At 72.7% G+C, this 16,392-nt stretch carries 12 protein-coding genes and 1 tRNA gene; 3 read left to right on the top strand and 10 right to left on the bottom strand.

The window, feature by feature from the left end:
- Positions 1-122 precede the first annotated feature (122 nt).
- Genes efeB through efeU form a run of 3 tightly spaced genes read right to left on the bottom strand, consistent with a single transcriptional unit; the run spans position 123 to position 4,247 of the window.
- Complete coding sequence (gene efeB / locus DEJ35_RS12885) at positions 123-1,409, bottom strand: iron uptake transporter deferrochelatase/peroxidase subunit (RefSeq protein WP_111122942.1); 1,287 nt, start codon at positions 1,407-1,409, stop codon at positions 123-125.
- Positions 1,406-2,632, bottom strand: coding sequence for an iron uptake system protein EfeO (gene efeO / locus DEJ35_RS12880; RefSeq protein ID WP_111192883.1), 1,227 nt, complete (start codon positions 2,630-2,632; stop codon positions 1,406-1,408). Before efeO ends, efeB begins: the two co-directional genes overlap by 4 nt.
- A complete protein-coding gene (gene efeU / locus DEJ35_RS12875; protein WP_111192882.1) occupies positions 2,619-4,247 on the bottom strand; it encodes an iron uptake transporter permease EfeU in 1,629 nt (542 codons plus the stop codon). Before efeU ends, efeO begins: the two co-directional genes overlap by 14 nt.
- 69 nt (positions 4,248-4,316) lie before the next feature.
- On the opposite strand from efeU, the gene DEJ35_RS12870 reads away from it, so the two are divergent.
- Positions 4,317-5,078, top strand: coding sequence for a trimeric intracellular cation channel family protein (locus DEJ35_RS12870; RefSeq protein ID WP_110862452.1), 762 nt, complete (start codon positions 4,317-4,319; stop codon positions 5,076-5,078).
- 247 nt (positions 5,079-5,325) lie between these two features.
- Positions 5,326-5,928: a TetR/AcrR family transcriptional regulator gene (locus DEJ35_RS12865; protein WP_110862451.1), complete on the top strand. Its 603-nt coding sequence runs from the start codon at positions 5,326-5,328 to the stop codon at positions 5,926-5,928.
- A 53-nt stretch (positions 5,929-5,981) separates the two neighbouring features.
- On the opposite strand, the gene DEJ35_RS12860 is transcribed toward DEJ35_RS12865, so the two are convergent.
- The 5 genes from DEJ35_RS12860 to DEJ35_RS12840 all read right to left on the bottom strand — a co-directional run bounded on the left by DEJ35_RS12860 (position 5,982) and on the right by DEJ35_RS12840 (position 13,095).
- Positions 5,982-8,333 (bottom strand): DUF3488 and transglutaminase-like domain-containing protein, encoded by a 2,352-nt coding sequence (locus DEJ35_RS12860; RefSeq protein ID WP_146238607.1) that lies wholly within the window; start codon positions 8,331-8,333, stop codon positions 5,982-5,984.
- A 5-nt stretch (positions 8,334-8,338) separates the two neighbouring features.
- Positions 8,339-9,670 carry a DUF58 domain-containing protein gene (locus tag DEJ35_RS12855; protein WP_111192881.1) on the bottom strand — a complete coding sequence of 444 codons (1,332 nt, stop codon included), beginning with the start codon at positions 9,668-9,670 and terminating at the stop codon, positions 8,339-8,341.
- The gene (locus tag DEJ35_RS12850; RefSeq protein ID WP_111091172.1) at positions 9,670-10,674 is read right to left on the bottom strand and encodes a MoxR family ATPase; all 1,005 of its coding nucleotides are present in this window, start codon (positions 10,672-10,674) and stop codon (positions 9,670-9,672) included. The genes DEJ35_RS12855 and DEJ35_RS12850 overlap by 1 nt, the downstream gene beginning before the upstream one ends.
- Positions 10,675-10,876: 202 nt before the next feature.
- Complete coding sequence (locus DEJ35_RS12845; RefSeq protein ID WP_111091170.1) at positions 10,877-11,881, bottom strand: sugar phosphate isomerase/epimerase; 1,005 nt, start codon at positions 11,879-11,881, stop codon at positions 10,877-10,879.
- The gene (locus DEJ35_RS12840; protein WP_111192880.1) at positions 11,878-13,095 is read right to left on the bottom strand and encodes a Gfo/Idh/MocA family protein; all 1,218 of its coding nucleotides are present in this window, start codon (positions 13,093-13,095) and stop codon (positions 11,878-11,880) included. The genes DEJ35_RS12845 and DEJ35_RS12840 overlap by 4 nt, the downstream gene beginning before the upstream one ends.
- Positions 13,096-13,211: 116 nt before the next feature.
- Between DEJ35_RS12840 and DEJ35_RS12835 the strand changes: the two genes are divergently transcribed.
- Positions 13,212-14,216, top strand: coding sequence for a LacI family DNA-binding transcriptional regulator (locus DEJ35_RS12835; RefSeq protein WP_111192879.1), 1,005 nt, complete (start codon positions 13,212-13,214; stop codon positions 14,214-14,216).
- 253 nt (positions 14,217-14,469) lie between these two features.
- On the opposite strand, the gene DEJ35_RS12830 is transcribed toward DEJ35_RS12835, so the two are convergent.
- Both DEJ35_RS12830 and DEJ35_RS12825 read right to left on the bottom strand, forming a co-directional pair.
- Positions 14,470-14,559 (bottom strand) — tRNA-Ser (locus DEJ35_RS12830).
- A gap of 431 nt (positions 14,560-14,990) precedes the next feature.
- A complete protein-coding gene (locus tag DEJ35_RS12825) occupies positions 14,991-16,274 on the bottom strand; it encodes an LCP family protein (RefSeq protein WP_258378480.1) in 1,284 nt (427 codons plus the stop codon).
- Between the last annotated feature and the right edge of the window lie 118 nt (positions 16,275-16,392).

Here is a 16,392-nt window from a genome sequence, read left to right as displayed (position 1 = left end):
GCACCGCGACGCGTCGTGCCGGGTCGCTTTCAGCAAGTCGACGGTGGTTCCGTTCGGCGAGACTCCGCGACGCGGGCGTCCTCCGCCTCCAGGGAAACGGCGGAGGGCGCCCACTCCCCGTCTCAGTGGAACAGCTGCTCGCCGATGTACGAGCCCTTGCGGGGTGCCGGCGGGACGGCGAACACCGCGGACCCGATGTGCGAGACGTACTCGTTCAGCCGGTCCGAGGCGCCGAGCTTCCGCTGCAGCCGCGTGAAGTGGTCCGGGTCGTTCACGTAGGCGATGAAGAGCAGCCCGGCGTCGAGCTGGCCGTACTCGTTGAGCCCGTCGGTGTAGTTGTACGGCCGCCGCAGGATCTTCACGCCGCCGTTCGCCTCGTGGGCGGCGAGGGCGATGTGCGACGTCGCGTCGATCTTCGTCGCACCGTCGTCGTCCTTCGCGTGGAAGTCCGGGGTGGTGTGTTCCTGTCCGCCGGAGAGCGGTGCGCCCTGGATCTTCGTCCGCCCGAACACCCGCTGCTGGTCGCTGACGACGTCGGCGTCCCAGGTCTCGATGTTCATCCGGATCTTCCGCACCACCTGGTAGCTGCCCCCGGCCATCCACCCGGCGTCGCGGTCGAGCCAGACGAACCGGTCGTGGTCGGCGTCGGTCGTGATGTTCCGGGTGCCGTCCTTGAACCCCATCAGGTTGCGGGGCGTGCTCTGGTGCGGCCCCGCCGACGCGCGGCCGAAGCCGAGCACGGTCCAGCGGACGGTCGCGGTGCCGCGGGCCATCCGTGCCAGGTCGCGCACCGCGTGGTACGCCACCTGGGGGTCGTCGGCGCAGGCCTGCAGGGACAGGTCACCGCCGCTCAGCCCCTCCTGCAGGTTGTCGCTCGGCAGCGTCGGGATGTCGGCGAGCGACGCCGGGCGCCGGTCGGCCAGCCCGAAGCGCTCGTCGAAGACGCCGGGGCCGAGGCCCACCGTCACGGTCAGGGACGCCGGCCCGAGGTCGAGCGCCTCGCCCGTGTCGGCGCCGACCCCGTTGCCGTGCGCCGGTTCGACGCTGCCGACGGTCTTGCCGGCCTGCAGCTGGGCGATCGCGGCCGACCACCGGGCGAGGAGCACCTGCAACTCGGTCGTGACGGTCGTCGACAGGTCGAACGTCATGTAGACGCAGTAGCGCTGCGGGGTGGTGCGGATCCCGCCCTGTGGCTGCCGTGCCGCGGTGGCGTAGAACGGCTGGCTCTGCGACAGGTCGATCGACTCGTCGCCGTTCGTCGCCGCCGTGAACGGGTTCACGCCGGTCGCCGCGGTGGCGCCGCCGACGCCCGCTGCCGCGCCGACCCCGGCACCGGCCACCGCCAGGCCGGCGCCGAACAGTCCGCGGCGGGAGACGTTCGCCCGGGGTGCCTCGTCCGGCTCGGTCACGCGGTCGCGACCTTCTCGGCCAGGCGGGACAGCGGGTCCTGGAGCGCCTGGATCTGCTGCGAGATCGTGTTCGCGTCGGACTGCTTGGTGGCGGCGTCCCAGCTTGCGAAGCCGCCCAGGTCGTCGGCGTCGCGGTAGCCGTCCATCAGCGTGTTCGTGGCGTCGAACTGCTTCGCGATCTGCTTCGTCAGGGTCGGGTCGAGCTTGGTCAGCCCCGGCTTGAGGTACGCGAAGGCCTGACGGGCACCCTCGACGTTGGCGGCGAGGTCGACGAGGTCGATGTGGCTGTACGCCTCTTCCTCGCCGGTGATCTTGTTCGACTGCACCTCTTCGAGCAGGCCGGCGGCACCGTTCGCCAGGTCCTCCGGCTTGTAGTCCAGGGTCGGCACGAGCTTCGCGAGCAGCTGCACGTCCTCGGTCAGGTCCGCGGCGGTCTGCTTGGTCGAAGCGGTGATCTTCCCGGCCTGGAACAGGTCCTTCTCGACGGCGTGGAACCCGCTCCAGCCGACGGCCGGGTCGAGGTTCGAGGCGCGCATGTCGATCAGGTAGTCGAGGTTGCCGGCGTTGTCGGTGGCCTTGAACCCCTTCTTGACGAAGCCGTCGACGTCGCTCTCGACGTGCTCGTAGAACGGGCGGGCGTTCGCGTAGTCGGTCTTCGCCGCGTCGAGGTCGCCGGCGTCGATGTCCTTCTGCAGCTGCTGGACCGCGGCGACCATGTCGGTGACCTGGCCGTCGACGTAGGTCGCGTAGCCCTTCGCCCCGTCGCGGAGCAGGGTCGAGGCGCTGCTGTTCGCGGTCGACGCGGCCTTGCCGGTGACGGTGAAGTCCGTCAGCTCGGTCTCGGCTCCGGGGCAGTACACCTGGTACTCCCCGCCGGTCAGCGTCGCGGTGAAGCGGACGGCGTCGAGGCCGGGCGCCAGGTTCTCCTTCTCGCCGAGGATCCGCTGGTCCTGCAGCAGCTCGACCTCGGTGATCGCGGTCGACGACTCGTTCTTCACCGTGAAGGTGACGGGGCCCGCCGGGACCTTCGTCGAGGACACCGCACAGGCGTCCTCCCCGTCGTTGGTGAGCGTGATGGTGACGCGGGAGACCTTCGCGTCGTCGCCGGAGCCGGAGCCGCCTGCGTCGGCGGACCCACCGGCGCACCCGGTGAGTGCGAGGGCGGTGACGGCGCCGAGGGCGCCCAGGGTGATCAGGGGTCGGACGGGCTTACCGAAGGACATGGTCGGTGCTCCTTGCAGGGTCCGCGGCCGGAGGGCCACGAGCGGGGACGGGTTCGGGGGTGGGGATGGTGGGGAGGCGCCGGCGACGCCGGTCACGGAGGGCCAGCAGCGCCTGGACGGCGGCCGCGGTGCCGAGGGCGATCGGCAGCCAGGCCTTCCAGAGCAGCAGGTCGGCTGATCGCGAGTCCGCTGCGGCCACCGAGGCGGCCGACCGCTCGACGCGGGCGTCGGGGACGGACCAGACGGTGCGGTCCAGGGTCGTGGTGCGCGCGGACGGGAGGCCCCCACCGCTCAGCGTCAGCACCTCGCGTTGGTCGCGGGTCGCGTCCAGGACCCCACCGCGGACCGTCCACAGGGTCACCGTGTCGCGCACGGCCCAGCGGGCCGCGAACGGACCGGGGTTCGTCGACGGGGAGACCCCGACGGGCAGGCGGCCGAACAGGGTGACGAGGTCGTCCAGGGTCAGCGTCGACGGACGGTCGGCACCGCTCCCCTGATCGCCGGCCCCGTCCTGCACACCGGTGCCGGCCTGCACGACGCGCCACCGGTCGGCGGTCACGCCCGCGCGGGTGACGCGGCGGTGGGCCGATGTCGGCAGGGCGATCGGGGCCTCCTGGCCGGTTCCGGTGCCGGCCACCCGCAGGACGCCGGACGCACCGTCGACGTTGGCGGAGACGGAGCTGGCGTCGCCGCTGACCGCGGTCGTGCGGGGCAGGTCCACCCCGCCCGTCGGCACGGCGATCGCGAGCGCCGCTGCGGCCACGGCGAGTGCACCGGCGACGACGGCGCGTACCCGGGGCACGCGCTCCGGCGACGGACGCCAGGCGCGCGGCCAGAGGGTCAGGGCCAGCACCGGGACGACGTAGAGGAACCAGCCGAGCACCTCGATGACCCGCGGGTCCGGCGGGATGCCGAGCACGCCGGTGACCAGGGCGCCCTGCACCGAACCGTTCGGGGCGAGCCACGACAGGTCGACGGTGCGCTGCTGGCCGATGACGATCCAGCCGGCCTCGTGCGCGCGGCGGAGGACGGTCAGCACCAGGCCGCCGGCGACGAAGACCAGGAAGACCCCGGTGCCGGTGAAGAACCGCGACAGGTCGAGGCGGACGCCACCGGTGTAGATGCCGAAGCCGACGACGACCGCGGCCGCGATGCCGATCACGGCCCCGAGGGCGGCGAGGCCGGTGTCCGACGACGCCTGGAACGTGGCGAGGAGGAACACCGAGGTCTCGAAGCCCTCCTTCAGGACGGCGAGGAACGCCATGCCGGCGAGTGCCCAGGCGGTGCCCCGGCCGAGTGCCGCGGTCGCACTGGCCTCGAGGTCGGCAGTCAGGGTGCGTGCGTGCGTGCGCATCCAGACGATCATGCCCGTGACGAAGACGACGGCGACGATGCCGATGACCGCCTCCATGCCCTCCTGCTGGGCCTGCGGCAGCGCCTGCTCGACGGCCTGCAACCCGAAGCCGACGGCGATGCTGAGCAGCACCGCGAGCCCGACGCCCGACCACATCGGGGCGAGCGGGACGCGGTTGCGACGCAGGAACGCGGCGATGATGCCGACGGTGAGCGTGGCTTCGAGGCCTTCACGGAGACCGATGACGAGAGTGGCGAGCATGACGAAGGTGAGGCTAACCTAACCGCCGAACGGCCCGCCAGCCGTGCGACGTGATGTTTGATGGTTCTCATGAACCTGCTGTCCGTCGACGGCCTGGCGTCGGTCACGAACGTGCTCGACCTCGCCGGGGTGTTCGCGTCCGCCCTGCTCGGCGGCTCCATCGCCCGCGCGATGGACTTCGACCTGTTCGGGTTCCTGGTCGTCGGGTTCGTTTCCGGACTCGGCGGCGGGATCCTCCGCGACACCCTGCTGCAGAACGGACCACCCGTCGCGCTCGTCGACCCGCTGTACGTGCCGGTCGCCGTCGCCGGGGCGCTGATCGCGTTCCTCGTGTCGTTCTCCGAGGTGACGTGGGACCGGCTGTTCACCGTGCTCGACGCCGCCGTGATCGGGTTCTGGGCCGTGGTCGGCGTGCAGCGGACCTACGACGCCGGGCTCGACTGGCCCGCGGCGATCATCATGGGGACCATCACCGCGGTCGGCGGCGGGGCCATGCGCGACCTGTTGCTGCGGCGGGTGCCGGCGGTGTTCGGCGGGAACGCGCTGTACGCCACCGTGGCCGTCGCCGCGTCGGCCGTGATGGTGATCGCCTCGGCGCTCGGGTCGCCGTCGCTCGGCATCCTGCTCGCGATCACCCTGTCGCTCGGGCTCCGCTGGGGAGCGGTCCGCCGGGGCTGGGGCCTGCCCAACGGCCGTGACTGGCAGCCGAAGTCGACCCTCGGTTCGCTGCTCCGGCGGGGTCGGAGCCTGCGGCCGGACGCGCTCCGGTTGCTCCGCCGGCCGGGCCGTCGAACCGGTGCCGGCAGTGTCCGAGAAGAGCACGAGGACTGAGGGGCTGTCTTCCGCGCCTCCGCGACGGTACGATCAGTACCGCCGGGTATCGTCCTGGCAGTTCTGCCGGGGATGATCCCGGTGAACGCTGTCCGCACAGCACCGACGCGACCCGAACGCGCCGGTTCCGAGCAGACGTGGGGATGGGGGCTTCGCTGATGCCGCGCGGGATCAGACGCGCGGCGCGGCAGGTCTCCACCACGATGCTCCCCCCGACGACCACCACCACAGGTCGGAGCAGCAACCGATGAGCGACGACGCTTCCCCCACCCAGCGCATCCCGCGTGCCGAGGTCCGGGAACGCCTGCTCGCCGCCGGAGCCGCGGTCTTCGCCGAACAGGGTGTCTACGGCGCCCGGCTCGACGACGTCGCCGCGCGCGCGGGGTTCAGCAAGGGTGCGGTCTACTCGAACTTCTCGTCCAAGGAGGACCTGCTCGCGCAGGTCATGCAGCGGTCCACGAACCTGGTGCTCGGCTCACTGCAGCAGCTCGTGCACGCCGACATCGCCGCCGTCGACGTCGGCGACGTCCTACGCGCTGCGTTCGGACAGCACGACCAGAGCGAGCAGTTCGCGCTGCTCTCGGCGTTCCGCGGGTACGCCGTGCGCCACCCGGAGTTCCTGCCCGAGTTCATTCGGCAGCGCCGGGTCCTGCAGGACGGGGTGCTCGAGCTGGTGCGGCTGTGGCTCGGTGCACACCCCGAGGTCGACGTCGGCATGACCCCGGAGGAGTTCGCGACCGTGCTCATCGGGGCGAACGTCGGCCTGGTGTTCGACGCGCCGGCGCTGCCCGGCGTCGACCCGGGCGAGCTCATCGCCGCCCTGGTCGAAGCGGTCGTCCGCCGGCGCTGACGCGGGGTGCGGTGGGCGGACCCTCGCACGGTGCTGACGCACACGCGCCCGCGTCAGGCCGTGCGACGATCCCGACGGCGGGGCTTCGGCCCGTCGTGGGACCAGGCTGACGACGGCAGCAGGCTCGGCGGCAGCAGGCGCGACCGCACGACTCGCAGAGCGGGCACGGACGCGTCGAGAGCGCCACGAGCTTCGCGGACGTGACGCTCCAGCGCCGCGCTGTCGACCGACGCGATCCCGTCGGCGGCGAAGCGCTCGCGGTCGACCGCGTCGACCGTGGCCTCCAGGTGCGGCACGACCGACGCCGGCAGCCCGTGACGCAGGCGTCCGAGCACCGCTCGGGCGGTCCGGGCCACGGCGGCGGCATCACCCGGCGGCGCGATGCCCGGGGCGTACCCGTGGTCGGCGACGTCGTCGAGCAACTCCCGCCACGCCTGCACGGCGGGTGAGCGCCCGGCGGCGATCGCCGACAGCCTCGACCGGCGACGAACTGCCCGCACGAGGCCCGGAGCGACGAGGACCGCGAGCACGAGCAACAGGCCCACGAGCAGCCCGACCGGGCCGCCTGTGCCACCCGTTCCGGACGCACCCGCGGCACCCGGCGCCGGGGACGCCGACGGGGTCGGTGACGCTGAATCCTGCGCCGGGGTGGTCTGCTCGGGCGCCGGCAGCGGGGTCTCCGGCGTCACCGCGGTCGGCGAGGCCGAGGGCTCCTCGGACGGCGCGGCCTCGTCGGAGTCGGGCGTCGGCTCGAAGGCGACCCACCCGGCGCCCCGGATGTACAGCTCGGGCCAGGAGTGCAGCTGCCGGTTCGACACCGCGTACTCGCCGTCGGGCTGTGGCGAACCGGCCCGGTACCCGACCGCGATGCGCGAGGGGATGCCGAGCGTGCGGGCCATCACGGCCATCGCGGACGAGAAGTGCACGCAGTACCCGTCGCGGACCCGCAGGAACGTCGAGACGACGTCCATGCTGTCGCCGTCGTACCCCTGCTCCACCGGTGCCGTCTCGGAGTACGTGAACAGGTCGCTGCGGAACCACTGCTCGAGCGCCCGCGCCCGCCCGTAGTCGTCGGTCGCGGCGGCGGCGACGCGGGTGGCGGCGGCCGAGATGTTGGCGGGCAGGTCGTCGGGCAGGGCGAGGTCGGTGCGCAACTGCTGGCGGCTGGGTTCCCGGAAGCCACGGCCGTCAGAGCGGGCGAGCACCCCCGAGGCGGCGACCGCGTCGAGGTAGTCGTTCGCGAAGGTCGAGGCCCCGTAGACCTCGTACATCGCGCCCCGGGCGGTCGCGGCCCCCGTCGACCGGACGGTGCTCGAGTTCCCCATCCACCGCCACTGCGACAGGTCGAGGTTGGTGGACTGCGACTCGATCGACACCGCACCCGACGGCACCGGCAGGTAGGTGCTGGACAGCCCGGTGATCCGGACCGTCACGTCGCCACGGCTCGCCAGGCGCGGGTTGACGCCCTCGGCCCACTGCTGCTCGTCGGCGGTGTCGGCCTCGGCCGCGTTCGTCACGGTCGGCACCCAGTCCCCCGTGCCGAACTCGTCCAGGTCGGCGAGCTTGAGGTACTCGGGCTGCCCGTCCGACGAGCGGTAGCGGAACACCTCGAGCTCGCTCGGGCGGCGCAGGTCGTTGCCGAGTTCGAGCAGGGTGCCGGGCCGTCCGGGCTGGATCGGCGACTGGATCGCACCGGTCACGCCGGACAACCAGCTGGCGTTGAGCGGCACGATCGTCGGCAGCCCGATGGCCACGACGAGCCCGATCGCCCCGACGACGGCGGCCGGCAGTGCGCGCTGCACCGGGCGGACGGACAGCCAGAGCAGGGCGAGGAACGCCACCGCCGTGGTGATGACGAGCGGGGTGCCGGCGGGCTGCCCGGTGATGACACCGGGCACGATCAGGATGACGAGGGCCGGGGCCGCGGCGAGCGACGGGATCCGCGCGATGGCGGCGAGGAACAGCGAGACCGCCGCCACCCAGCCGATCGACGCGGTCACCACGAGCCGGATCGCGTCGGTCTGCGGCAGCGGTGCGGGGTTCAGGCGGATCGCGGCGAGCGTCTGTCCGAGGGCCCCGTCGGCGTCGAGCCACCCGAGCGGTTGGATGTCGTTGACCAGTGCGGCGGCGCACGAGCAGGCGATGACCGTGCCGACCAGGACGACGAAGCGGATCCCGGGTGTCTGGCGGCGCACCGCGAGCATCACGGCGACGAGCACGGCGACGACGACGACGCCCGATGCCCACCAGGCGATGCCCTGCACGAGCGGCCGGATGGCGAGTGCGGCGAGGAGCACCGGCACCGGCGCGAGGGCCACGACCCAGGCGCTCGGGAAGTCACGCAGGTCGTCGTCGCGCTCGAGGATCTCGCGCACGTCGGCACGGCCACGCGCCGGTGCGCTCACCCCGGTCACCGTGCGGCTCCGGACGGCGTCGCGCCGACGACCGGCACCACGAGGGTCCGCCAGCCGCCACGGTCGAGGATGCCCCGGACGGCCGGGTCCGGCGGCACGATCGTCGCCAGGATGCCGCGGCTCGACCCACTGGTCGCGCCGACGAACCCGGCGGCTTCCGCCGCGGTGCAGGTGCCGGTCACGACGGCGGTCATGCCGTGCACGTCGCGGCCACGGACCTCGGGCAGGACGTCGGTCACCTGTCGGGCATCGGTACGCAGCCGGACGTCGGCGAGCCCGACGAGCACGTCGGTGAGCCCGCCGACGTCGCCCGCGTGCCGGGTCGCGCCTTCGGGACCGTCGAACACGAGCACGACACGCGAGGTCCGGGCGGCGAGCGCGCGGGCGACACTGGCGGCCACCACGACGGCGTGCTCGAAGGCCTGGTCGCCGCCCAGGTCGGAGAGCTCGGCGAGGTCTTCCCGACCGAGCCGCTGGTAGGACTCGCGCCGCACGTCCAGTGCGATCACGGCCTCGGGCGGCTGGGCCTGGGTGGTCTGGCGGACGTGGAGTTCACCGCGCCGTGCGCTCTGGGCCCAGTGCACCCGGCGGATCGGGTCACCCGGGCGGTACGGGCGGAGTTCGCTGTCGTCGGCGGAACCACCCTGTCCGACCCGGCCCTCGTCGGCCGAGACCGCACCCGCGAGCGCCCCGGCGTCGATCGCCCCGAGGGGTGCCGAGGCCGGGACCACGACGACCTCTTCGGCCGGGACGACGGGACGGTCGATCCGGAGCAGGCCGAACGGGTCCTCCACCCGGATCGTCACGGGCCCGACCAGGGTGCGGCCGCGGTGCATCGCGAGCGCCTCGACGTCGAGCACCGCCGGCGGCAGGTTCAGCCCGACCTCGGCGTAGGTCTCCGCCTCGGCCAGGCTGGCGAAGGCGTCCTCGAGCTGTTCGCGTACGAGCAGCGTCGCCCGCGGGCCGATCCGCAGGCTGGTGCTGCCGAGGGTGATGCGTTCCCGGTAGACCTCGCCCACCTGGACGATCGCCCGAGCGGTGCTGCGGCTGCCGCGGAGCGGGGTGGCGACGACGAACGCCATCACGATGCCCAGCACGACCAGCACGAGCAGCAGCAGGCCGGCCGTGACGGCGACGCTCGTGGTGCCGACCAGGCCGCCGCCGACCAGGCCGATGCCGACGGCGATGACCGTCCAGCCCCGGATCGTCGGGCGCGGGAACGGGGTGCGGCGTGCGAGTGACAGCCCGCGGCGGCCGAACCGGGCCGCCGTGGACCGCGCGGCACCGACGCGTCGCAGCAGCGACGGCGGTGCCGATGGACTGGCCATCAGGAGCGGACGGGGGTGGCCGTGAACGGGATGGCGGTGTCGGAGACGATGCGGACGACGATCTCGCGCACGGTGTCCTCGCCGGTGCCGCCGAGCCCACGGGCGACCGGCACGAGCCGGTGCGCGAGCACGATCGGGGCGAGCGTCGCGACGTCGTCGGGGGTGACGAACGGGCGGCCGAGCAGGGCGGCGTGCGCACGGGCGGCCTGCGCCAGGTGCAGCGTCGCGCGGGGGCTCGCACCGAGCACGAGGTCGGGGTGGGTGCGCGTCGACCGGACGATCGCGATGATGTACGCCTCGACGTCGGGGGCGATGTGCACCCCGGCGACGGTCTCGATGATCGCCCGCAGTGTGCTGACGTCGACGATCGGCCGCAGGCGCGACAGCGGGTCGCTGCCGCCGCGGTTGGCGAGCATCTGCCGTTCGGCGTCGACGCTCGGGTAGCCCATCGCGATGCGCGCCATGAAGCGGTCCCGCTGCGCCTCGGGCAGCGGGTACGTGCCCTCCATGTCGATCGGGTTCTGCGTCGCGACGATCATGAAGGGACGGTCGAGCGGGCGCGTCACACCGTCGACGGTCACCTGCGACTCCGCCATCGCCTCGAGCAGGGCCGACTGGGTCTTCGGGCTGGTTCGGTTGATCTCGTCGCCGATGACCACGTTCGCGAACACCGGGCCGGGCGAGAACCGGAAGGTGCCGGACGACTGGTCGAAGATGTTCACGCCCGTGACGTCGGACGGCAGCATGTCCGAGGTGAACTGGATGCGGTTCACCGACCCGCCGACCGAGGCACCGAGCGCCTTGGCGAGCACGGTCTTGCCGACGCCGGGGACGTCCTCGACGAGCAGGTGCCCCTCGGCGAGCATCACCGTCAGGGCCGTGCGGATGGCTTCCGCCTTGCCGTCGATCACCGTGGCCACGGAGGCCACGATGTCGTCGCCCACCGCCCGCACGTGTTCGAGCGGGAAGGCGGGGTCGGTCGGGTCCGGCACGCAGGGCTCCATCGTCGGGGACAGGTGTCGTGCATGCTACATCGGGCCGGTGACAGCACCCGGTACGGGTGCACGGACTGGTCGTTCCGCGCACCGGCGGCCGATCCGCGGGTGGTGGGGCCGGGAGGCACGGCCCACCACACGCCGATCCGTCACCTCGTGCGCGGAACGACCCACGGGCCTCCAGGCAGTGTCCGGGTCAGCTGACGGACGGTCAGGACCGGGGCGCCAGCGCCGCGTCCGCGGCGCGGAGCACGCGCGCAGCGACCGCGACCCCTTCTTCGCGCCCGAGCTCGGTGTCCTCGTGCTCGATGTTCACCCACATGTCCGGGTCGATCGCACGCAGGGCCTCAAGGAACGTCGTCCAGTACGCCTCGTCGTGCCCCTTGCCGAGCGCGACGAAGTCCCACGCCGACGGCTTCGGCCACTCGTTCGCCCACTCGTCGCCGCCGAGGTTCGTGCGTGACTCGTCCGGCGACAACCGGCGGAACGAGTTGTCGAGCACCCCGTTGATCACAGCGTGCGGGTTGATCCGGACGTCCTTGGCGGCGGCGTGGAACACGAGCGGCCCGAGGTCGCGGGCGACCGCCACCGGGTCCATCTGCTGCCAGAACAGGTGCGAGGCGTCCAGCTCGACCCCCACGTTGGTCAGTCCGCCGCGCTCGACGAGCTCCCGGATCGACGCCGGGTTGAACACGAGGTTCTGCGGGTGCAGCTCGAGCGCGACCTTGACGCCGTGCTCCCGGGCCAGGGCGTCGATCTCCTGCCAGAAGGGCACCGCGACGCTCCACTGGTGCTCGAGGACGTCGAGCGCGGCCGAGTTCCAGGCGTTCACGATCCAGTTCGGTCGCGTCCCGCCCGGCTCCCCCGCCGGCAGTCCGGACATCGTGACCACGCGGTCCTGCCCGAGGCGGGCCGCGAGGCGGATGCTGCGCCGGACGTCCTCGGCGTGCGCGGGACCGATCGCCGGGTCGGGGTGCAGCGGGTTGCCGTTGCAGTTGAGCCCGGCGATCGAGACGCCGGTCCCCGCGAACTGCGCGAGGAACGCGTCACGCGCCCCGTCGTCCTGCAGGATCGCGTCGATGCCGGGCACGTGCACCGGGGGCAGGAACCCGCCGGTGTTCAGCTCGATGCCGGTGAGGCCGTTGGCCGCGATGACCCGGATCGCGTCGGCGAGGGGCCGGTCGTGCAGGATCGCGTCGTAGAGACCGAGTTTCATGCCGTCACTGCTTCCTTGATCGTCTCGGTGGTGCCCCCGGCCGCGGCGGACCGTGCCACCGCGTCGAGGACCTCCATGTTGTGCACGCCGTCGTCGAACGTGGCGTTCGCGGGCAGGGCGTCGGACACGGTGCCGGACAGCCCGGCGACCTCGTCGAGGAACGCCCGCGCCTGGTACTCGAACATCTGGTTCTGCCCCCAGCCGACGCCCGGGGCGTCCATCGCCATCCCGCCCGCGACGTAGGGGTGGTCCGGGCCGAGCACGACCTGGCGGTACCCGCCCAGGCGCGAGCCGTCGGACCGCAGGGCGAGGCCGATCTCGGAGGCGCGCTCCTGGTCCCATCGGGCGGCGCCGCGCTCGCAGAACACCTCGACGACGAGCCCGTTCGGGTGCCCGGCCGCGACGCGGGAGGCCTCGAGCGACCCGACGACCGTGCCGTCACCGAAGCGTGCACTGAACGTGGCGTAGTCGTCGTTGCCGACGGCCGCGGTCTCACCGGTGAGCGGGACGGCCTGCCCCCGCAGGGCGTGTCCGGCGGCGACGGGGCGCTCGGTGATCGACGTGGTGAACGTGCCACCGCTGACGCTCCGGACCGGGCCGGCCAGGAACTCCGCAACGTAGGTCAGGTGCGAGCCGACGTCGGCGAGCGCGCCCGACCCCGGCTCCCCCGCGAAGCGCCACGAGAACGGGACGTCGGGCGAGGCGCCGTAGTCGGTCCAGTACCGGCCGGAGACGTGCAGGACCCGGCCGAGCGTGCCGTCCTCGACGAGCTCCTTGATGGCAGCGAGGCCGGGAGCCCGGCGGTAGGTGAACCCGATGCGGCCGAGCACCCCGCGCTGTGCGGCCTCGGCAGCGGCGGTCGCCATCGCGCGTGCGTCGTCGAGCGAGTCGGACAGCGGCTTCTCGCACAGCACGTGCTTGCCGGCGGCGAGCAGCCCCTCGACGATCTCGCGGTGCAGCGTGTTCGCGACGACGACGCTCACCACGTCGATGTCGTCGGCCGCCGCGATGGCCCGCCAGTCGGTGTCGTGCCGCTCGAAGCCGAAGCGACGTGCGGCCTCGGCGGCCAGCGGTTCGTAGACGTCGCCGACCGAGACGAGCCGGACGGGCGGCAGCGTCGGGGCGAAGAGGGAGGGGGCGTTCCGCCACGCAGCCATGTGGGCCTTGCCCGCCATGCCCGCACCGATGACGGCGACGCCGATGCTGTCGCTCATGTTCTCTCCTTCGAGAAGGTCGCTGGATCCCGATTCTGGAACGTTCCAGAACGTGTCGGTAGACTGTAGCCGCACCAGCCCATGTCCTGTCAAGCACCGTGCCGGAAAGGCTCAGCGTGACCCCTCGCCCGCCGACGATCATCGACGTCGCCGCACGCGCGGGCGTCTCGAAGTCGCTGGTGTCGATGGTGCTGCGCGACGACCCCGGGGTCTCCCCCGCTCGCCGATCCGCGGTGCTCGCCGCCGTCGCGGAGCTCGGCTACCGCCCGAACCGCGCCGCCGCCATCCTCGCCGGCACCCGGACCCGCACCATCGGGGTCATCGTCGACGACTTCCGGAACCCCTGGTACGTCCCGATGCTCGACGGCATCCGTGAGGCCCTCGCCCCGCACGGACTCCGCCTCACCCTCGCCGACACCCGCGCCAACGCCCACCTCGACTCCTCGCCCTTCGACGACCTGGTCTCCCTGCGGGTCGACGGCGTGGTGCTCGCCGCCGAGGGCTTCCCCGACGTCGTCGTCCCCGCCGACACCCCGGTCGTGATCGCCGGCGCGCGCGAGGACGTACCGGGCGGACTCGACGTGGTCGCCTCCGACGAAGCCGCCGGCGGACGCCTGGCAGCGGATCACCTGATCGGCCTGGGTCACCGCCGCATCGCCCACGTCACCGGCTCGGGAGGCCCGGCTGCCGTCCGCCGTCAGGCCACCGTCGCGCAGCTGGTCGCCTCCGGCATCGAGCCGCTGGTCTACGGCTCCGGCCCGACCTCGGAGACCACCGGCTACGAGGGCGTGCGGCTCGCACTCCGGGAGCACCCCGACCTGACCGCGGTGTTCGCCGCGAACGACGTCATGGCGATGGGCGCGATCGCCGCCGTGCAGGAAGCCGGACTCCGCGTGCCGCAGGACATCTCGGTGATCGGCAACGACGAGACCCCGCTCGCCGCGTCACCCCTGTTGCGCCTGACGACGGTCGACCCGCACAACGACGAGGTCGGGCGCCTGGCGGCTGCGCAGTTGGTCGAGCGGATCGGCGCGGTCGCGGCGGCTCCCCCAGATCCCATCCGGACGCTCGTGCCGCCGACGCTCGTCGTGCGGTCGACGACGGGGCCGCTGCGCGCCTGAGTGGCGACCACGCCGGGGCCGACGCCGGCGGGGCGGAGGTGCGCCGAGCCTCCAGGCCGGGTGCGAGGTGACCCGAGGTCAGACGCGCGCGCCCTCGAGCCGCGGAACCTGGTTCCGGACACAGCACCGGGCGTTTCCGCGGTGTGGTGTCCGGAACCTGGTTCCAGCGGGCTCGGCCACTATGCGAGGCGCCCGGGAACGACGAAACCCCGGTCCGATCGGACCGGGGTTTCGTGCTGCAGTTCGTGCAGTGCGGAGACGGAGGGATTTGAACCCTCGGTCCCCTCAAAGGGGACTCCACCTTAGCAGGGTGGTGCACTCGGCCGGACTATGCGACGTCTCCAAGCACTCTCGCGAGCGCTGCGACCACCATACAGGAGGACCGCGCCACTCTCGACCCGACGCACGCCCGCGCGTGGCACGACCCGTCGCGCGCGGTCCCCCGAAGTGGGGACACGTGGGGGTTGTCGGGGCGTACCCCACTGCATAGCATCATCGGGACGCGGCAATCACGTTCCGGGGCTCGTCCCCGTCGTCGCGACACAGCACCCGACGTCGTTCCCCGTGCGGGCCCGGCGCGCCCGATCGCGTGGCGCCCGGCGGGGAGCGACTTCCCCTGGGGGCGCGGCCCACCACCGCGCCCCCGTTTCTGTGTTCGGGGCGGGGAGGCACCGAGCCGAGACTCGTCCCCGCGGACAGTGCACGGGCGCTGAAGGCCGCAAAGAGTCCGCGCAGCCGAGACTCGGGGACGGCAAGGACCGCCTGCGCCGTGCCTCAGTACCCGAACGCCTTCGAGCAGGTCTGCTGGTCGGCGGACTGCCCCTCGAGCCCATCGATGGTCTCGGGCGTCGCCGAGGGGGTGCGCGGCGCAGCGGACGACGGCGCTGCCGGGGTCGCCGGCTCCGGCGCAGCGGCCGGCGACGACGGTGCAGCGGCCGGCGACGACGCTGCAGCGGTCGGCTGCGTCGGACTCGTCTCCGACCCGATGCCCGTGCTGTCCGCCCCGAGGGAGAACGACTGGTCGGCCTTGATCTTCGCGAACAGCCGGTCGGCCAGGTACGTCGTCGGCTCGACCTTGCCCTCGTAGACACCGGTGCCGCCCGTGGTGCCCGGGTACTGCACGAAGTTCACCTGCGCCAGCGGCAGATCGCGCAGCGCCAGGCCCATCTGCACCATCGTCCCGATGTCGTTCAGGCTCTGGGACAGCTGCATGTTCGACGCCGCCGCCCGGGCCAGCTTGTACAGGCGGGCCGGCGAACCGAGGGTGTCGTTCGACTTCACGGTGCGGAGCAGCGACGACAGGAACACCTGCTGGCTCGAGATCCGGCCGAGGTCCGACCCGTCGCCGACCCCGTGCCGGGTGCGCAGGAACGCCAGGGCATCGTCACCCTGCAGGGTCGAGGTGCCGGCGGGCAGGTCCAGCCCTGTGTAGGAGTCGGTGATGGGCTGGGCGACACAGACGGGCACGCCACCGATCGCGTTCGACATCTCGATGACGCCCTTGAAGGACACCGCGGCCGAGTACTGGATGTCGAGTCCGGTCAGCCCGGCGACCGTCTGCGTGACGCAGTTCAGGCCGCCCTCGCCGAACGAGGTGTTGATCGGCTGCGCCGCCATCGCCGGCGCGGTGCCCGTGCCGTCGGTCTTCTTGCAGGCCGGGATCGGCGTGACGAGGTCGCGCGGGATGCTCACCGCGGTCGCGTTGGTGTGGTCGGCCGAGACGTGCAGCAGGATGTTGACGTCGTTGAGGGTCGCGTCGCGCTCTCCGAACGCCGGGCTCTGGTCAGGGTCGTTGTCGGTGCCGACGACGAGCATGTTGAACCCGCCCGTGAAGGCACTGAGCGGCTTCGCACCGCCCTGCGCCTGCGGTGCGGGCTGGCCCTGGATCTCGACGCCGTCACCGAGGTCGTCCGTGACCTGCTTCGCCGCGATCGCCGTCACCGAGACCGAGCTCACCAGGGCCACTGCGACGACGCCGGACACCGTCTTGGCAGCGGTCGCGAGGGGGCTCGAGCGCCGCAGACGTCCGTGCCGTGCGATCCCCGGTGCTCGGTTCAAGCGGTGGGATCGATCGCGGACGTCGTTCACGGGCACTCCTGTCGTCGGTGGACACGCCGGGGACGGCAACCGGTCAAGGCTGCCACGACGTTGCCTGACGATCCAGTGCGAGGGGCCC

The organism is Curtobacterium sp. MCPF17_051 (assembly GCF_003234595.1).
Taxonomy (GTDB): domain Bacteria; phylum Actinomycetota; class Actinomycetes; order Actinomycetales; family Microbacteriaceae; genus Curtobacterium; species Curtobacterium flaccumfaciens.
Note: the sequence above shows the minus strand (reverse complement) of the source record. Positions and strands in the feature narration are given on the sequence as shown.

Coding starts and splice junctions, on each gene's coding strand:
- efeO (WP_111192883.1), bottom strand. CDS start 2,632: ATGTCCTTCGGTAAGCCCGTCCGACCCCTGATCACCCTGGGCGCCCTC.
- efeU (WP_111192882.1), bottom strand. CDS start 4,247: ATGCTCGCCACTCTCGTCATCGGTCTCCGTGAAGGCCTCGAAGCCACG.
- DEJ35_RS12870 (WP_110862452.1), top strand. CDS start 4,317: ATGAACCTGCTGTCCGTCGACGGCCTGGCGTCGGTCACGAACGTGCTC.
- DEJ35_RS12865 (WP_110862451.1), top strand. CDS start 5,326: ATGAGCGACGACGCTTCCCCCACCCAGCGCATCCCGCGTGCCGAGGTC.
- DEJ35_RS12855 (WP_111192881.1), bottom strand. CDS start 9,670: ATGGCCAGTCCATCGGCACCGCCGTCGCTGCTGCGACGCGTCGGTGCC.
- DEJ35_RS12850 (WP_111091172.1), bottom strand. CDS start 10,674: ATGGAGCCCTGCGTGCCGGACCCGACCGACCCCGCCTTCCCGCTCGAA.
- DEJ35_RS12845 (WP_111091170.1), bottom strand. CDS start 11,881: ATGAAACTCGGTCTCTACGACGCGATCCTGCACGACCGGCCCCTCGCC.
- DEJ35_RS12840 (WP_111192880.1), bottom strand. CDS start 13,095: ATGAGCGACAGCATCGGCGTCGCCGTCATCGGTGCGGGCATGGCGGGC.